The following is a 17,814-nucleotide window of genomic DNA, read 5'->3' as shown; positions in this document are numbered from 1 at the left end:
TATGCCCCTAAAGGATGGGTGATTTCTTGAATTTTCGAAAGTTTAGGTTCCTGGTGGTACTGACGTCACTTGTCTCTTTATTTGCGGTGGATGCTCTGGCTGCCCCCGGCGGGAGGGGCAGAAAAAGACGCCCCCCGGTCGTTTCCGTTAAAAAGGTGATTGAACGAGGTGTCCGTAGCCAGCTCACTGTGGTCGGTACCGTCGATCCCTACCGGAAATCAAGGGTGAGCAGCGAGATAGAGGGGCGCGTCAAATCTGTTCCCCTTCGCGAGGGTGATCCCGTTGTGGCCGGAAAGACCGTAATTGCGGCGCTCGAGAGATCAGATCTTGAAATCGACCTTCGAATTGAAAAGGCAGAGCTGGCCAAGGCCCGGCAGGATTATCTGCGGCTGAAAAGTGGAAGCAGGCCCGAGGAGATACAGGTCTACCGCTCGCGGCTCAAGGAGCGCAAAGCCGAACTCGACCGGGACGAGCTTGGGTTTAAGCGGGTCGAGGACCTTTACCGTAAAAAGATCCTGGATAAAGCGAGCTACGACCAGGCGGTGGCGAAACTTCAGGTAAGCAAAAGTAAGTACATTGAAGAGCAGAGTAATCTGCGTATTTCCGAAATTGGGCCCCGCAAAGAGGAGGTCGCCAGGGCGAATGCCGAGGTGGCGCGCATGCGGGCAAAGGTCGCGTTCATTCAGGATAAATTACGAAAAGCCGTAATCCGCTCGCCACTTTCCGGGTTCCTGACCGAAAAATTAGTAGAGGTGGGGCAATGGGTGGCTAAAGGCGGGCAGGTTGGCGAGGTGGTGGAAACGAGGAAGCTACTTGTCCGCGCCCCTGTGTCCGAGCGCCAGATATCCTATGTGATTGTCGGAGATTCGGCACGGGTGAAGCTCGATGCGATTCCCGGGCGTGTGTTTACGGGGTTAATTGCTCGAATCATCCCCAAGGGAGACACAAAAAGCCGAACTTTTCCGGTGGAAGTCGAACTCGACAATACGAAAAATTATGAGATCAAGACCGGTATGTTCGCCCGGATAATTCTTGAGTATGGCGACTCAAAGCAGGCCGTTCTGGTGCCGAAGGATGCTCTTTTGATACGCCCGAGGGGTGTGTCGATTTTTATTTTTGAAAAAGGAAAAGTCCGGGAAGTTTCATTTTTGCCGGGCCGCAATGTCGATTCTCTCGTCGAGGTTCCTGGCGGGTTGGTCAAGCCCGGGATGAAGGTGGTGGTTCAGGGAAATGAAAAGCTCCGCAACGGAATGGCTGTCAGCCTAAGAGGAAAAGGAGGACGCCGAGGTGGCAGGCCCGGTGCGGGTAAGCCCGGCTCGGGTAAACCTGCTGCTGGCGGCAAGAAAAAAGGCAGCCAAGGATGAACGGGGTTTTTCACGCGGGAGCTGGCGTAATGGTAGGTGCCCTGGCGTTGGGCGGGGATGCGACGGGGGCAGAGCTTGTGCTCTGCGCCGTGGCGGGCACTTCACCTGATTGGGACGCCGCTCTTCTGGTTGCGGGCAGGCCTTGTTATCAAAATTATCATCGCTCCCTCACCCACGGTTATGCCGGGTTGTTAATTAGTGCAACCATCGCGGGTGGGTTTCTTTTTCTGTTGGGTTGGAATTTTTGGCATGCGGCCTGGCTATGGCTGCTCGCCGCGCTGGGCCATACGGTGAGCGATCTTTTTAATCGCTCAGGGGTTGCCCTGACCTCCCCGTTTGGTTGGGAGCGCACCCGGTTTCCGGCAGTTTCATGGGCTGATGGCCCTCTGACGTTGGGTGTGATTGTGGTGGCCGTCTGGGTATCTCTTGTGCCGGAAGCAGGGCGGTTGGTGTCTCTTGTAGCACTGGCCGGATATGTTGCTTATATCGCTTGGCGGCGGCGCGACCCCAAGCTCTCTGACCCAGTAAGCCGCTGGTGGTTTGATATGGTTCATGGCAGGGCCCGCAACTCTGTGCCGGGCGATGCGTCTCTTCTCCGGAAGTCGTCGGAAAATCAAGGAGTGAACGGATGAACATTCCGGGTTGGTGCGTGAAGTATCCCGTGACGACGATGGTCGGCGTCATTCTTGCGGTAATGTTCGGCGCGATTAGTTTGTTGCGTATTCCGGTACAGATGAAGCCCACAATTGACCGGCCCGTAATTACCGTTGAGACCAGATACGATGGTGCCGCTCCGCTTGAGGTTGAAGAAGAGGTTTCAGAGCCAGTCGAGCAAAAGCTTACCTCGGTTGAGGGATTGACCGAGATGACCTCTCGCAGTGAGGAGGGCCGCTCCCGGGTCATTCTTGAGTTTGATTGGGGAACAGATAAGGATATCGCCCGCCTCGATGTTTCCGAAAAAATGGGGTTGGTGCGCAACCTGCCGGACGACGCCGACCGCTCGACCATCCGCGCAGTGAACTCCGATGCAGAGGATTCCATCGCCTGGATAGTTGTGGATACGAAACGTCCCATCAACGAGGTTCGTGTCGTCGGAGACGATGTGATTCGCCCGAAACTTGAGCGCGTGCCGGGCGTCGGGGCGGTGTTCATGTTCGGCGGCGAGGACCGCGAGGTTCGCATCACCCTGGACTACGAGGCCATGAACGCGCGGGGCATCACGGTGAAGACGCTGCGCGAGGTGCTGATTAGGGAAAACCAGAACACCAAGGGTGGAAAAATCGACGAGGGCAAGCGCCGTTATGTCGTCCGGACGGTGGGGAATTTCACCCAGCTGGAGCAGTTGCTCAACACTATTGTCGCCCGTCAGCCGGGCGGCGCGGTTTATCTCCGCGATATCGCCAAGGTCGAATTCGATTATGAAGACGTGACCCGGCGCGTGCGCGTTTCGGCCAAGCCCACCATCGCCTTCAGCATCCGGCGCCGCACGGGCGCCAACACGCTGGAGGTCATGACGAAGCTGAAAGAAACAATCAAGGAGATTAACCGGAGCTACCAGGGACGGGACATTAAGCTTCGCCAAGTCTATGACGAGACGGATTACATTCTTCAATCCCGCGGTCTCGTCGTCAATAATATTTTCATCGGCGGGGCGCTGGCCATCGGTGTGCTGCTTCTTTTCCTCGGGAGCATGTCGAGCGTGGTGGTGGTCGCGGTGGCGATACCTGTTGCTGTGATATCGACTTTTATTTTTATTTTTATGCTGGGCCGATCGATCAACATCATCTCGCTGGCCGGGCTCGCCTTCGCGGTCGGCATGGTGGTGGACAACTCCATTGTTGTTTTGGAGAACATCTTCCGCCACCGGGAGATGGGCAAGGACCGCTGGCAGGCGGCGGTGGACGGCGGTGTCGAGGTGTGGGGCGCGGTGCTGGCCTCAACGCTCACGACGCTGGCGGTATTTTTGCCCGTCATATTCGTGGAGGACGAATCGGGCCAGCTCTTCCGGGATATTGCCATCGCCATCAGTGTGGCGGTGGGGCTGTCCCTGATCGTGTCGGTAACGGTGGTGCCGATGTTGAGCTCGCGCATGCTTCGCCGCACCGATACGGAGTCTCCGTTGTCGCGTCTTATTTCTCTGACGGGTGTGTATGCCCTGGGGAGTTGGTTCAGGGAATGGTTTGTGCGGCTGATCGAAACCTTGATGCGCGGGGTGGTGTTCCGCGTTCTCATCGCCGTTTCGATTACGGTGACTTCGGTGTTTCTGGCTTGGTATTTTTTCCCGCCGATTGACTACCTGCCGAAGGGAAACCGGAACCTGATGTTCGTCTTCCTGAGGACGCCCCCGGGGCTCAACATCGATCAGATGGACAAAATCATGAGCGAGCTTGAGGGTCGCCTTACTCGCGTCAAGGAGCTTGATCGCTTCTTCGCCGTGGTGCGCCCGACGAACCCTTTGATGGGCCTTCTCGCCAAGGCGGAGTACTCGGACAAAGATTCCATGAGGAAGCTCACCAAAAAATTATTCGGGTTGGTGCAGGGAATCCCCGGCATCCGTGCTTTTGTTACGCAGGTATCCCTTTTCCGGCGACGGGGCTCGGGCTTCATCGGAGGAATCAACCTGAACGTGGATGTCACGGGCGACAGCCTTGAGGAGATACAGCGAATCGCCGGTGAGGTAGCCGAAAAGGCCCGCCGCCTTCCCGGTGTGCGATTTGCCAATAGTAGTTTTGACTTAGGGAATCCCGAGCTTCAGATTCACGTGGACCGCGAAAAAGCGGCAGACTTAGGACTCTCGGTCACAGAGTTGGGCGACATCGTCGAAACATTGGTGAACGGAACACGGGCTGGGCTTTTCCGCGATCAGGGCAAAGAGCTCGATATCGTGCTTAGGGGCTCCCAGACGAGGTTCACCCGAACACAGGAACTCTCACAGATCACCCTCTACACCCCCGACGGCAGGTCCGTTCAACTAAGCGAAATCGCCGAGATCAGACAAGCGCTGGGCCCGACGAAAATCGAACACATCGACCGCTATCGCTCTGTGACGCTCACGGTGAACCTTGCGGATGAGCTACCCCTTCAAATTGCTATTGAGCGCATGAGGCGTGAGGTTATCGATCCCATCCGGGCCAAGCTGCCGCTTGGCTATTCTGTCGAGGTGGGCGGCCGGGCAAAAGACCTTGAGCGCACATGGAATGCGCTTAAATGGTCTTTCCTCCTCGCCCTCGTTATTACTTATCTGCTCATGGCCGCGCTTTTTGAGGCCTGGAGCTATCCCCTCATAATCATGTTCTCGGTCCCGCTCGCCTCAACGGGTGGTGTTCTTGCGGTCAGTTTAATGAACTACATCGAGCCCTCGATCAAGATGGACACGCTCGTCATGCTCGGGTTCATTATCCTCACCGGCATTGTCGTGAACAACGCCATTCTTTTGGTCCATCAGGCGCTCAACCATTTCCGCTCGGGGATGGAGATGCGCACGGCCATTCTTGAAAGCGTCCGAGATCGCATGCGCCCGATATTCATGACGATGACCACCACGGTTCTCGGCATGTTGCCGCTGGTTGTCTCCTCGGGCTCAGGAAGCGAGCTTTATCGCGGCCTGGGCGCGGCGGTGCTCGGCGGGCTGGCCACCTCCACCATCTTCACGCTGATTCTCATTCCCGTGATTTTTTCGTTGTGGGTAGATTTTCAGGAAAAGATCATGCCCGCAAGATTCAACACCGGCCTGCGGGGCGGGGAAAACGGACATTCTGGCGAGGCTTCCTGGGGCACCGGCGCCGCCAGTGGTGCATCGGTCGGGCAGACCTTCCCCGAGAACCGCCCGTAGAACTCGGCGAAGCCCTCTGATTTTCTCACATTCACTGATTCACCGGGATATTAAACCACCAGGACGTTATATGAGATCAGATAAATGCATGTCTTGGCGATGAATGCTTATACAAGCCGAAGGCTGCTGACGTCGGCGAAGCTCGGCCTGGCTACAATTCCATTCTCTGTAGTTCTTCGATTCGCTCACGGATACGGTCTTGAACCGGGCTCGTTTGCCATGGGCTTTGGGGCAGGGTTCGCGGTTGGTGTGGCCGAGCTCTTCTTGTTTAAGTCTTGGCTGAAGGACCTTCCTTTTCTTGTTCATTTGGCGGTAAAAGCACTTATTCTTGTTGGGGTCATGTACCTGACGTTTGCCGTTCTCAATCTCTTGGACGTATTTGTAGATGGGATCACCTGGCAGGCATATGGCCAGGCCATCTTCCAAGGCGAGACCCTCATTGGGATAGTTGAAGGGCTCGTTGTGATTACTTTTCTTCTCTTCTTCATTAATCTTGACCGGTTGCTTGGGCCTGGCCTGCTATTGGGGTACGTAACCGGACGCTACCACCGCCCCCGGCGGGAGTCCCGGATTTTCATGTTCCTGGACCTGAAGGGTTCCACTACGCTGGCAGACAAGATGGCAGCAGAACACTACTTCGGCTTCCTTCATCGTTACTTCGCGGAGATGTCCGAGCCGATTCTGGAAACCGATGCGGAGATATTCCAATACGTGGGCGACGAAGTCGTCTTGACCTGGAAGGTGGGGAACGGACTGGAGGAGGCGAACTGTATTCGGGTGTTCTTCCTCATTGAAGAACAAATCCACGCCCATCGGGATCATTTTCTTCAAACCTACGGAGTCGTGCCCGAGTTCAAGGCTGGCGTTCACACTGGAGAGGTTATCACGGCTCAAATCGGCGAGCTTAAGAGCGATATCGTCTACAACGGGGATGTGCTCAACACAACGGCGCGAATCCAGGCGCTCTGTAATCAGCTCGGTCAAAAACTGCTGGTATCGGCGGAACTCATAGAGCGTCTCTCTCTCGGACCGGAGTACACCGTTGTTGAGCTAGGGGATGTGTCGTTGCACGGAAAGGCTGAGGCGCTGAAGCTCTGCGCCGTGGATCGCACTGATATCTAAATACATTACAAAAAGAAAAGTAAGAGAATGTAGATCGTTGCCCCCGTGCTCATTCATTTGGGCGCGGGGGTTTTTGTTTTTTTGGGGAGAGATTTCAAAAATTCCCGGCAGGTGGGGGTTTAAATCTTGCCTTTGTTTTTGTTGAGGAACGCCTCGGCCGCCGCGTTCCACTCTTCATGGCTTCGACGGTAGCTGTAGTGGCCGCCCTCTTCTAGCACGACGAGTTCTGACCCCTCGATATATCCTTGTAGCTCTTGCGCAAAATAGGGCGGGGTGAGGGCGTCGTCCTTGGCGGCGATGATGAGCGAGGGTTTTTTGATTTCCGTTAGCTCATCTTTCCTGTCGTGGTTGAGTGTCATATCGATCCGGGCGACGAGCACCTCAACGGGCGCGATGGTCGCTTTTTGGCGCTCTTCGAGCTCCAAAAGGTTTTCGTACATGTTGTGAAACTGGGTCGCCCCGCAGGTCCACAGCGAGCTGAATTTAATATATTCCTCGGTGCCGTAGGCCTGGGCAATTTGCTTGCGCGAGGTCTGAAGGCGAGTCATGTAGGGGTCCGCCTTGGTCCAGGTGTTCGTGAAGATGCAACACTTGAGGCGATCCGGATAATCGAGCGCGAGATTTTGAAGGACGCAGCCCCCGGTGGAGGTTCCAGCAACGTGGGCTTTTTCTATTCCCAGCGTGTCGAGAAGCGCAATTGCATCCCTTGCGATGTAGTCTGTCGAGTAGGCGTTCTCAGGCTTATCGCTCTCGCCCGTGCCCCGGTGGTCGAAGGTGATGCACCGATAGTTTTTCGAAAAATGGGGGACCTGGAAATCCCAGGCGTTCAAGAGACCCATTAAGCCCGGGATGAGAAGAAACGGCTCTCCCTCGCCCGTGTCCGTGTAATTAAGGTGTATCTCTCCAGCCTTGATTCGGGGCATTCGTTTTATCTCCTGGCTATTTGGCGTCCATAATTTCGGCTATCTCGACACGGCGGCCCTCGGCGGCTGACTTTATGCCCGCCATGATCACCGCAAGCGATTCTGTGGCGCGCATGGGGCCTACCTCGGGCTCCCCGCCATTTCGAATACAACTCGCGAACTCTTCAAGCTCTTCCCTGATGGTGTCATTTTTCTCGAACGAGACTTTTTCGGGTTTTTTCTCTCCCCGCCGCAGGCAGCGAAGCCCCTCGAACAGATCGAAGTAGGCCGTCGATTCTTTTCCGTAGATGTTCATCAGATAATACTCGGACGCCGAGGCGTAGCTGGCCGAGAGTATCGACTGTGCGCCGTTTTCGTGCTCCATCAGGAGATTCGCCACATCGGGGTTGTCGCCCGGAAGAACAAGCTGCGCCGTTCGCGCGGAAACGGCTTTGACGGGGCCCATGAGAAATTCGAGAACATCCACATAGTGAATCCCGATCTGAAGCATGACGCCGCCCGGCATCCCTTCGGCTGTATAGCGCCAGGAAGAGAGGTCAAATTGCCCCTCCCGGTCGCGGCTGATGTTGGCCTCGGCCTGGACGAGTTTACCGAACCGGCCCTCGTTGATTTCTTTTTTAACCCACTGAAATTGATTTTCCCGGCGGCGCTGGTAGCCAATGGCGATCACGACGCCCGAGTCTTTTTGGATGCGGGCGATTTCTTTGCCGTCGGCAATCGAGTTGGCAATAGGTTTGTCGAGAAATATATGTTTGCCTGCCTCGGCGGCTTCCCGCGTTGTTTCGACGTGGACGTGGTTCGGTGTGGTGTTGATAACGCCTTCAATTGACGGGTCGGCCAGGATTTCCTCGTAGCTCGCCGCCTGCTTGCACCCGTACTTGTCGGCGAAGGCCGCTTTTTTGTCATTCGAGCGGGTAAAGCAGCTGACAATTTCAATTTCATTCGACTTTTGAATCGCGTCGGCCAAAACGTCAGACCACCACCCCATGCCGAGGGATGCAACGCGAACCGGGTTTGAACTCAATTTACTCTCTCCTTGATTATGAAGCGGCTGCGGCTTTTCGTTTTCGCCATTCCGATATGAACGGCCATGCAATCGATAGGACCGAAAGACACAGGAAAAATACACTGAAAGGCGAAGTGAAGAAAATCGTCACATCGCCCTTTGATGAGGTCAGGGAAACTCTTAAATGCTCCTCAAGCTGTTTGCCCAGCACAAGCGCAAGGAGCAGCGGCACAACCGGAATTTTGAGCCACTTCATCGAGAGCCCCAACAGGCCGAAAAAGAACATGACGTAGACATCGAAAAATGAATTACGAAGCGCATAGCTTCCGACAACACATAGGAGGGCTATCGTTGGCAGCAGTATAGATTTCGGTGTTTCGAGCACCTTGACCAGCAAGCGCAGGCTCGATAGGGCGATGATGAAAGTGAAGACGTTCGCCCAAAAGAACGAGAAGATTATGGTGTAGGCGAAATCGGCCTGCTCCATAAAAAGCAGGGGCCCCGGGGCGAGGCCGTGGACCAAGAGCGCACCGATGAGAATCGCTGTCACCGGATCGCCGGGGATACCAAGCGTCATCATCGGGATAAGCGCGCCTCCGGTTACCGCGTTGTTGGCCGCCTCGGGCGCGGCAACGCCCTCGATGGTGCCGCTGCCGAATGCGCTACCGTTCTCGCAAGATTTCTTGGCGTAGTCATAGCTGATAAATGCGGCGATGGGTCCACCCGCGCCGGGGAGAATGCCAATAAAGGTGCCTATGCAGGCCCCGATTGCAATTGGCAAGCGCATTAATTTCAGGTCAGCAAGGCTGGGCAGCACTCTGCCAAAACTTGATTCGGCATGAAACGAGGCCCCTCTTTTTACGATGTCGAGAAGATTGTCTGCGAGCTGCGGAATGGCAAAGAGCCCGATCATGGCGGTTAGAAAATGAATCCCCGAGAGCAAATCAGGGTCCCCGAATGTGAAACGGGGGTTTCCCATGATGGGGTCCAGCCCGATGGTAACAAGGATGAGCCCGATCAGACCCGAGAGAAGTCCCTTGACGATGGATTTGGCGGCGAAGCTGCATATGACGGTCAGCCCGAAAAAAACGAGGCCAAAAAGATCCGGTGCTCGAAACTGCAGCGCCAGCTCAGCGAGGCTCGGAGCGATGAAATAAAGGCAGATGAAGCTGAACAATCCACCAACGAAACTCGCGATTATGGCGGCGCCCAGGGCGCGCCCCGCCTCGCCCCGTCTTGCCATCGGGTGGCCGTCCATCGCAGTGGCCGAGGCCGAAGGGGTTCCCGGAATGTTCAGAAGAATTGCCGAGAAACTTCCGCCCATCATGCCGCCGGAATAAAGACCGAGTAGTAGGGAGATCGAGATGGCAGGGGGTAGCACGAAAGTCAACGGCAACACGATGATGATGCCAGCGCTGATTGTCATGCCGGGGATCATACCGACCGTGAGTCCAAGAAATGCACCGACAGCGGTTCCCAGAAGACTAGTTAACTGAATGGCCTGGAGGAAACCTTGATAGATATCAGCGTTCATAATTTAGTCCAACCACTCGCCCGGGGGAAGGATTATCATGAATCCTTCACGGAATAAAAAGAAAATGAAAACAGGTATCGCAATCGAAAAGACAATAATCCACAAAGGTCTTCTCTCTCCCGAGGCCAGCATCAGCCCGGCAAAAAAAGGAATCCCGCCTAATAAAAAGCCGAGGTATGGGAGCGCCACCAGGAAAAATAAAAACATGCCGAGCGCGGCTGCGGGAAAGAGCAGGTGTTCTTTTTTCTCGACAAGCTCTTTTAAGTCGGAGCTGATTTTTAGGCTATTAAAAAACCAGATAGCCGATATGGCAAACAAGCAGATTGTCAAAATCCAGGGCATGAATGGCGGGCCCGGCGTGTTTGGAAGCGTGCGCTCGGGGAGACCGGTAGTGAGGTATCCGTACAGCACCGCGAAGGCCATCATAAATATGGAGGCGCCGATATTTTTCGCGCGCATACTTTTCCCCGCCGACCGACTTCGCCATAAATAATTTATTCAAAATGTTTCAGCGAAGCTATTAATTGAAAAACAGGGCCACCCCGGACACTTGCCGGGGCGGCCCGATATGTCTTTGGTTTTCCTTGTTATTTTTTACGCTTGGACTGATAAAGCCCCAGTTTTCTCATCGAAGCCTCGACGACTTTGTTTTGGGCGGTCAGGTATTCCTTCATGCCGACCGGGCCCAGCGGGGCAACGGTGAAGCCTTTCTTCTTGGCGAATTTGGTGAATGCGTTTGAACGCGCTGCGCGCATCATGGCATCAGCGATCTTTGCCTTAATCAGGTGAGGCGTTCCTTTGGCGACAGCCAGGCCCCGGAAAAAATCGACGGGCGGATAGTTGTAGCCAAGATCTTTCATCGTCGGAACATTGGGAATCACAGAATTGCGTTTTGAGCCGGGGATGACGAGAATGCGAAATTTCCCAGCCTTGGCTAGCCGGATGGTTCCCGTCAGCGGGGCGTCCATCGCGTCTGATTCGCCGCTCAGCAGAGACGAGTTGCGACGCTTAATGCCCGTGGGAAGAATGATCGCCTTGCATCCCGCCTGGCCCAGAAGTGTAGCGGCCGAAACATGGGTGCTCGATCCGATGCTGGGAAGAGCTACTTTTAGCGTATTGGGATTTTTCTTGCAGTCTGTGACGAAGTCCTTGAATGTCTTCCATTTAGAGGATGCCTTCACCGTGAAGGGCAGAGGCTGAATCTCCACGCGGCCAATGTGGTCCAGAGCGTTCCACTTGAAGGGCACGTTCCCGATGTTGGTGGTCGTCAGGATCGAGGTGGATGTCCATGCAATGGTGTGTCCGTCGGGCTTTGAGTTCTTCACATAGGTGAAAGTTACCGCGCCACCCGCGCCAGGCTTGTTGATTGGTACGACAGGCACCCCGAGGATTTTGCTCATCTCCTTCGAGAGCAAGCGCCCTTCGATATCAGCGCCACCACCTGCGCCAAAGGGAATGATGAACTGAATTGCTTTTGTCGGATAGGCGGCCTGAGCCGGGTTCATGTGTCCCATGAGCGCGAACACGAAGAACACGCCTACGCCATACACAAATAATTTTTTCATGGAGAACCTCCTGTTAGGTTACATTTTCCGAATGTGCATTGGCACATTCAAGATCAAAAAAATATTTTGTCCGAAAAGCGGACCCCCTTGCTACACAAATTAGTCGGAATGAGAGCCGATTGATTCACGATCGGTAAGCGCATCGAAAATGTTTTGCACTCTCAGTTAGATTTTCCCCTTCAGCTCTTTGGCCATCTTGAGGGCGTTCACATATACGAGTGGTGCACGGAACCAGTTCCTGTACTCATCCATCCGAACAAGTTTGGCGGCTTTTACTGGTGTCCCAGTTTTTTTGAGTGCCCGCGCGGTGCGATCTCGCAGCCTTGTGAGGTAGATTTTAAATTCATCGAGGCATTTATTTCCCCTGGGTGGAATCGGGCCGTGCCCCGGAATAATTTGGCGCGCGGGAAACTTTTTTAGCCGGTCGAGCGTGTCTATCCAATTTAATATGTTTCCGATTCGAACCACCGGCTGGGTGCGATAGGTGAAGGCGTCACCTGCGAACAGCACCTTTTCCTCGGGCATCCAGATTACGGTGTCAGATTTCGTGTGGCAGTGTCCGATGGAGATCATCTGGAACGTACGGCCACCGTAGCGGATGGTTATCTCGTCATCGAAGGTGACTCTCGGAGTTTCGATTCCGATCTTGCCGTCAAAATGCTCTACCTTGAGAAGGCGGCCAGCCATCTGACTGACCCAGATGCCCGCGTTGAATTCCCGCTCCATCTCCCGGCGAACAATATCGGTTCCGAAGGATATGGTTCCTTGTTTATGAAAATAGGCGTTATCCGAGGTGTGATCGAAATTGTGGTGGGTATGGAGCATGAGTCCCGGTGACTTTCGGGTAATCTTTTTCAGCCCGGAGGTGAACTCTTTTCTGACCCGAATATCATTATCAATAATGACAGGTTTATCTTTGGTCAAGATGACGCCGAAATTCGTGTCGCCCCCTCCACCTCTTTTGTCGAGGGCTCTTCCGGCAAGTGTGGTTCCTTTGCCTCCGCTTAAATTGATTGCAGCAAAAATCCCAGGAGTCGTATTCACGAAACCATTCGTGCGAGCCGGGCCTGGAAGCGCTTTAACAAGGCGTGCCATGAATTTCATCTCCAAAGAAAAATAACTCTTTTGAATCAGTCAAACCGTTAATCAATCGAAGTGCCCGCACCTACAGCATCGATAGCCGACTGGGCGATTGCCTGGTCCTGCTCCCAATCACCGCCGCTGATGCCGATGCCGCCAACGCACTCGCCGCCATAAATAATCGGAAAGCCCCCTTCCATTGCCGTCCATCGTTCGGCTCCTGCGGCGAGTGAGAGCCCGACGGCATGGAGGGTGTCGAGATCTTGTGCCTGCGCGCCCTTTGTTGTCGTGGGACGTTTGTTGGAGGCAGAGCATACGGCTTTGGTCGTCGAGGAATGGATGGTGTGGAAGCGACCACCGTCCATACGCTCTAGGTTGAGCATATGGCCACCGGCGTCCACGATAGCAACTGTGACGGCGATGCCGTAGGACTCGGCCTTGCCAATAGCGGCCTCCATCATCATTCTCGCCCCCTTTGAGGAGAGGCGTGTTGTTTGTACGAACGGCATTGACGTTGTTCCTCCTGACTAACTTGTAATGGAACTCGGCAACGAGCCGTTTTTTGTCTCGCTGCCGGAAGAGTGATCATTTTGTATGTGTCTTGCGGCATTAGACTGAAAGGCTTGACGAATACGGCTGAAATTCGAGAGAAGCACCTGATAGGAAAGCCGACCATGGTCCGCTAGTTCTCGCTCGGCGGAGGCCGCATCCCTCGCTTTAATTGTCTCGAGAATTCGTTTGTGGCTTTTAAAGGAATCCTCCAGGCCTTCTCGATATACCATGGCCAAAAGGTGGTAGCGGCTAATTTGGCGGTAAATCTGATTTATCATTTCCGAGAGCTTTTCGTTGCCGCTCATCTCGTTGAGCAGATTGTGGAATTGAGAATTTAGATCGGGGTAGGTAGAGTAATCGTCAGAGCCAATGACAGCGCTCATTTTCTCGATGATTCCGTTCATTTTATCGATCTGATCGGGCCGTGCTCGCTCTGCGGCCAGACGGCCTGCCATGGAGAGCAGGTGGCTCCTTAGTGCGTCGAGGTCCTCGAGTTCTTTTTCATCAAAATCGGTGACACGGGCTCCCCTGTTTGCCTCTCGCGTAACAAGGCCTACGGATTCGAGTTTACTAAGGGCCTCGCGCACCGGCCCCCGGCTCATTTGTAGCGAACGGGCCACCTCGGCCTCGCTAACGCGCATACCCGGAGCGAGGCGAACATCGAGGATGCTCTTCTCTAAATATTGGTAGGCAAGCTCGGTCAGGTTAGCCTCTCGACGTATATCTTTCTGTGTGACGGACAAATGTTTTACCTCTTTGGGACTACCTGTTTTTCACTTGGATGGTATAGAGGTAATCTAAGGAAGGGGCGTGAAACTGTCAACAGTTTTCTTCGAAACTGTTGACAAAATATTGCCACCTGAAGCCCCGATGGGGGGAGCTTATGTTGAGGCTCCCCTGCTTGAAAGGCTATAGAGACAATTAGAGCGATTATTTGGTTGGATGGAGAGGAAAAATTAATGGCGCTTCGAGCATTTCTTGAAGATGTTGCGCGTGAGGCTGGCGGGGTGGCCCTTGGGTTTTTCGGCAAGGTCGAGACCGAGCACAAGGGGACAAGCATCGTCTCCGAGGCGGATCGTGCCGCCGAGCGGCTAATTCTCTCCCGTATCAAGGCGGAGTTTCCAGGAGAGTACATCCTGGCCGAGGAGAGCGGTGCGAGCGGTGACGATCCCATTGGAGATGACACCTGCTGGTGGGCAGTCGATCCTATCGATGGAACGCTCGCCTACCTGAGCAATCTCCCTTTTTGGGCGGTGTCGGTGGCTCGGATGCTCGGTGGGCGGGTTGTGGGCGGCGCGATCTATGTCCCCGCTCTAGGCGAAATGTACTCGGCGGTCTCGGGAGGGGCGGCACACAAAAACGGCGCACCGCTCGACTTGTTGTCTGGTGAGCCCCCCGGTGATCACACCCCGCTATTTGTCCCCTGCTCGGAAATCGAGGCGCTCGACATCCGGTTTCCGGGCAAGCGACTCTCTGTGGCGGCAATTGCCGTCCATTTACTCTATGCGGCGACGGGCTCGGCATATGGCGTAGTCTCCGAGCCCACACGTGCATATGACATTGCTGCTGCAGATCTAATTCTTGAGTGCGTGGGAGGGGCGGTTCGCTATCTGTCGGGAGAAAAAATCGATTATGCCATGATTGCGGACGGGCGTAGGTCGCCCGAGCCGGTCGTTGCTGCCGCATCCGGGCAGGTCGATTGGCTTCGCGGGCAGGTAAGCTGGTCAGGGGATTAGCAGTTCTGTGCCGAATTACATCCACATGCCGGCGCGCTGCATGAGTTGATCGAGCTCGAACGATACCTTGTCTGGCGCCTCGACGGTGGACATGTGGCCCACCCTTTCAATCAATTCGATCTTGCAGTCGGATAAACCTTCCTGAAGATTTCTCATTGCCAGAGAGGATACTAGTGCATCGCCCTCACCACCGATTACCACACAGGGTTGATTGATTTTATCGAGATAAGGCGTCATGTCCTCGCGTTGGCGCATGGCGTCGAGCAGCATCGCAATGCTGTTTGGCCTCTGGCCGGAGATGACTTCGTAGGTCTGCCCAACCTCATCTGGGTGCGCGGCGGCGTAGGTGGGCGAGAACAGCTGGGGCACAAACGCCTCGGCAAACGCTTTGGCGCCTTCGTCGATTACATACCGCATGGTTTTTACGCGTGCCTCGGCCCGCTCGGCGGTGTCGGCGCCAGCCTGGGTGCTCACGAAAGCTGCCGCGCGAACTTTCAGCGGGTGACGGATTAGCATTTGGGCAAGTATATAGCCACCCAGAGAAAAACCAGCTACAGCCGCAGCCGGGATATCAATAGCCTCAAGTAGCGCCGCAGCATCGTCCGCCATGTCGGCGACGGAGAATGGCTGAATGGGGTCCTCGGTTTTTCCCAGTCCGCGCAAATCGGGAACGATTAGGCGGTAGCTTCTCTGTAGTTCCTCCATCTGGGCTGACCACATGGAGTGATCGAGCGAAAAACCATGGAGCAAAAGAAGCGGCGGGCCGCTGCCGCAATCCTCATAGGCTATGTTGATGTTGTTGGCGCGGATGGACTTCATGGTCTCTTCCTTTTTGTCGGCTTCACAGTCCGGAACTTACGTAAGTTCGCTATTGGATGTTCGCCCCCGAGGAGGCAGGATCCCAGGAGGATATCATCTCTCCGAGAGCAAGTTCGATCTCCTCGCTAACCCATTCTTCGCTTTCTGAATATAAACGAGCTTCCAGTATTCTCCGAATTCTTTCAAGTCGGAAGCGAGCCCCTATTCGGCTGAGTGCCCAGACAGCATGTCCGCGAGCCAGCGGCTCGGTGTGTCGAAGCACCCGAGCCAGCGGGTAAAGAGAGGCTTCCGTGCCCGTGTTTCCAATGGCCACCGCCACATTTCGCAAAAAACCGCCGTATCTGGCGCGCATGACCGGGGTTCCTTTGAATCGCTCTCTGAACGCTTTTTCATCGAGCAAGATAAGCTCGTGCAGGTTCGGGGTGCTCATCCCTGCTCGGGGGGCAAAGCGAGGCTCCACCGCTTTGGGGGCGCCGTCGTTCCAGGGGCAAACCGCCTGGCAGATGTCACAACCAAAAATGTGGTTTCCCACTAACGGGCGAAGGTCTCTTGGCATGGGGCCGCGAAGCTCTATTGTGAGATAGGAGATGCATCGTCTCGAATCGACGACGTTCGGCGCGACAATTGCGCCGGTCGGGCAGTCGTCGATGCATTGGGAACATGTGCCACAATGCTCACGTGCCATTGGCGGATCAAATGGCAACGTTTGGTTCAACAATAATGTGCCGATGAAAAAATAACTGCCCAGCTCGCGACTCAGCAGCAAGGAATTTTTCCCAGCCCAGCCGAGGCCGCTGTTAACGGCCAGGTCTCGCTCTAGAATCGGGCCGGTGTCCACGTAGGATCTGCCTTCAAATAAAGGATCAATTTCTTTTAAGTCACGGAGCACGCGAATGAGACGTTTTTTTATGAACTTGTGGTAGTCACCGCCATGGGCGTAGCAGGCGATTTCTCCGGCGGGCTCACGATTGGAGTTGGTAGACTCAGCACAGGTTTCCTCAGGGCGGTAGCGCATGGCCACGACTAGGGCTGAGCGCGTTTCGGGCCATACGTTTCGCAGGTCCTCGCGGACCTCAGGCCTGCGGGCGAGGTAAGTCATTTCTCCGGCAAATCCCCTTGCGAGCCATTCTCGGTATCGTTCATGAGCCGCAGAAAGATCGGGGGACGCGATGGAAGCGAGATCAAACCCGTGGCGCCGGGCGAGTTCCTTGACGGCCATTGCCTTGCCGGCGGGCGAGGTGGTGTCCAGGAGCGCGCTAGTGGAATAAATTGGCAGGCTGCTCACGAGGCTGTCTTTCTGGCGATACACTGCAGCTGTGCGGCGACTGTAAGAGAATGGCCGCCTCCCGTGAAGTAGCGGCGCACCGCTTCCCAGCGGCCATCTTTTTTCCATCCCGGGATCGCCTCGCCGTTATGAAAATACTTCTCGATGGCTTCATGCTCGCTGCTGAACTCGACGATTCGTTTTTCGATGCGAAGAAACGATGGGATGAGATCGAAGCGTTTGAACATGGACTCGACATCGGACTCCGTTAATGCAAAGCGGCTTGTGAAGCCCGCCTCGCTCCACAGGGCGGCATGGAGCGCCACGCAAGCAAAAGTTCCCCCAATCGGGAGAGCCGCTGCCGCTCGCTCTACTATTTCTAGACCCATGCACAGATGAGCCGTGATGAGGTCTGGGTCTCGACCCGCGAGGATTTTGGCGTAATTTTCTTTTTCAACATTGAAATGATGGAACTCTGCGCCCGATAGATTGTCTTCATCGGCCCGATGTATGGCCCTGGTAATCGAAGACTCGTCTCGATCCGCGCCGATCGACCAGCCGCCGGGCGACCAGCGCTCCTTGAGGGCGAATGTCATCCTCCCCGAGCCGCAGCCCAGATCCAGGTGCCCTCCCCTGAGGGGAAGCGTCTCCATTGTGGCGGTGAGCCAGGTTTCTCCCATACCGGCGTGCATGCCGGGTCCCAGCCCGCTCTGGTAGGAGAGATTTTGAGTTTCGGTGGTCCACTCGCCGACAGCGATCGCCATGTTCATGACGCTCCATCTGTGATGGTGCAATGAAATAAAAAGCCCCACACTCGATGCCGAGGGCGCTTGAAGATTCATCATACATCGAATCGGCAAGAGAGACGAAGGTTTTGCTATAAGGCAGGAGCGGGATGAATGCTTTATCCCTCTTTTACAAGAGGCTTTTTATGTGTTTTTTTTAATGGTACCTAGTCATAGTCGTTAAAAATTAAAGCCGGTATTGTTGAGGCCCTTTTATGAATTATGTCATGAG

16 protein-coding genes are annotated in these 17,814 nt (G+C 54.9%); 5 read left to right on the top strand and 11 right to left on the bottom strand.

Going from position 1 to position 17,814, the window contains the following annotated elements; all coding sequences use genetic code 11:
• Window positions 1-26: 26 nt before the first annotated feature.
• The 4 genes from HOJ95_12025 (at window position 27) to HOJ95_12010 (ending at window position 6,318) form a co-directional block, all read left to right on the top strand.
• Window positions 27-1,364, top strand: a complete 1,338-nt coding sequence (locus HOJ95_12025; protein ID MBT6395428.1) for an efflux RND transporter periplasmic adaptor subunit — start codon at window positions 27-29, stop codon at window positions 1,362-1,364.
• A gap of 29 nt (window positions 1,365-1,393) precedes the next feature.
• Window positions 1,394-1,996 carry a metal-dependent hydrolase gene (locus tag HOJ95_12020; protein ID MBT6395427.1) on the top strand — a complete coding sequence of 201 codons (603 nt, stop codon included), beginning with the start codon at window positions 1,394-1,396 and terminating at the stop codon, window positions 1,994-1,996.
• Window positions 1,993-5,196 (top strand): efflux RND transporter permease subunit, encoded by a 3,204-nt coding sequence (locus tag HOJ95_12015; GenBank protein ID MBT6395426.1) that lies wholly within the window; start codon window positions 1,993-1,995, stop codon window positions 5,194-5,196. The genes HOJ95_12020 and HOJ95_12015 overlap by 4 nt, the downstream gene beginning before the upstream one ends.
• Window positions 5,197-5,280: 84 nt before the next feature.
• The gene (locus tag HOJ95_12010; protein MBT6395425.1) at window positions 5,281-6,318 is read left to right on the top strand and encodes an adenylate/guanylate cyclase domain-containing protein; all 1,038 of its coding nucleotides are present in this window, start codon (window positions 5,281-5,283) and stop codon (window positions 6,316-6,318) included.
• A gap of 119 nt (window positions 6,319-6,437) precedes the next feature.
• Here the strand turns inward: HOJ95_12010 and HOJ95_12005 are convergent, their stop codons facing one another.
• The 8 genes from HOJ95_12005 to HOJ95_11970 form a co-directional block, all read right to left on the bottom strand.
• The gene (locus HOJ95_12005) at window positions 6,438-7,241 is read right to left on the bottom strand and encodes an alpha/beta fold hydrolase (protein ID MBT6395424.1); all 804 of its coding nucleotides are present in this window, start codon (window positions 7,239-7,241) and stop codon (window positions 6,438-6,440) included.
• A gap of 16 nt (window positions 7,242-7,257) precedes the next feature.
• Complete coding sequence (locus HOJ95_12000) at window positions 7,258-8,265, bottom strand: Gfo/Idh/MocA family oxidoreductase (protein ID MBT6395423.1); 1,008 nt, start codon at window positions 8,263-8,265, stop codon at window positions 7,258-7,260.
• A gap of 16 nt (window positions 8,266-8,281) precedes the next feature.
• The gene (locus HOJ95_11995; protein MBT6395422.1) at window positions 8,282-9,781 is read right to left on the bottom strand and encodes a C4-dicarboxylate ABC transporter permease; all 1,500 of its coding nucleotides are present in this window, start codon (window positions 9,779-9,781) and stop codon (window positions 8,282-8,284) included.
• 3 nt (window positions 9,782-9,784) lie between these two features.
• On the bottom strand, window positions 9,785-10,240 hold the full coding sequence (locus HOJ95_11990) for a tripartite tricarboxylate transporter TctB family protein (protein ID MBT6395421.1): 456 nt from the start codon (window positions 10,238-10,240) through the stop codon (window positions 9,785-9,787).
• Between the two features lie 128 nt (window positions 10,241-10,368).
• The gene (locus tag HOJ95_11985) at window positions 10,369-11,346 is read right to left on the bottom strand and encodes a tripartite tricarboxylate transporter substrate binding protein (protein ID MBT6395420.1); all 978 of its coding nucleotides are present in this window, start codon (window positions 11,344-11,346) and stop codon (window positions 10,369-10,371) included.
• 165 nt (window positions 11,347-11,511) lie between these two features.
• Window positions 11,512-12,441 (bottom strand): MBL fold metallo-hydrolase, encoded by a 930-nt coding sequence (locus tag HOJ95_11980; GenBank protein ID MBT6395419.1) that lies wholly within the window; start codon window positions 12,439-12,441, stop codon window positions 11,512-11,514.
• 47 nt (window positions 12,442-12,488) lie between these two features.
• The gene (locus HOJ95_11975) at window positions 12,489-12,935 is read right to left on the bottom strand and encodes a heme-binding protein (protein MBT6395418.1); all 447 of its coding nucleotides are present in this window, start codon (window positions 12,933-12,935) and stop codon (window positions 12,489-12,491) included.
• Window positions 12,936-12,953: 18 nt separating this feature from the next.
• Entirely contained in the window at window positions 12,954-13,721 is a 768-nt protein-coding gene (locus tag HOJ95_11970) for a GntR family transcriptional regulator (protein ID MBT6395417.1), read from the bottom strand.
• Window positions 13,722-13,937: 216 nt separating this feature from the next.
• On the opposite strand from HOJ95_11970, the gene HOJ95_11965 reads away from it, so the two are divergent.
• Complete coding sequence (locus HOJ95_11965; protein ID MBT6395416.1) at window positions 13,938-14,714, top strand: inositol monophosphatase; 777 nt, start codon at window positions 13,938-13,940, stop codon at window positions 14,712-14,714.
• 15 nt (window positions 14,715-14,729) lie between these two features.
• Here HOJ95_11965 and HOJ95_11960 read toward each other — a convergent pair whose 3' ends face one another.
• From HOJ95_11960 to HOJ95_11950, 3 genes are read right to left on the bottom strand one after another with little or no spacing between them, the layout of a single operon-like run.
• Entirely contained in the window at window positions 14,730-15,533 is an 804-nt protein-coding gene (locus tag HOJ95_11960) for an alpha/beta fold hydrolase (protein ID MBT6395415.1), read from the bottom strand.
• Window positions 15,534-15,582: 49 nt separating this feature from the next.
• Window positions 15,583-16,926 carry a tRNA epoxyqueuosine(34) reductase QueG gene (gene queG, locus HOJ95_11955; protein ID MBT6395414.1) on the bottom strand — a complete coding sequence of 448 codons (1,344 nt, stop codon included), beginning with the start codon at window positions 16,924-16,926 and terminating at the stop codon, window positions 15,583-15,585.
• Window positions 16,815-17,561 (bottom strand): methyltransferase domain-containing protein, encoded by a 747-nt coding sequence (locus tag HOJ95_11950; protein ID MBT6395413.1) that lies wholly within the window; start codon window positions 17,559-17,561, stop codon window positions 16,815-16,817. Before HOJ95_11950 ends, queG begins: the two co-directional genes overlap by 112 nt.
• Between the last annotated feature and the right edge of the window lie 253 nt (window positions 17,562-17,814).

It is taken from the genome of Nitrospinaceae bacterium (assembly GCA_018669005.1).
In the GTDB taxonomy this organism is placed as follows: domain Bacteria; phylum UBA8248; class UBA8248; order UBA8248; family UBA8248; genus UBA8248.
Note: the sequence above shows the minus strand (reverse complement) of the source record. Positions and strands in the feature narration are given on the sequence as shown.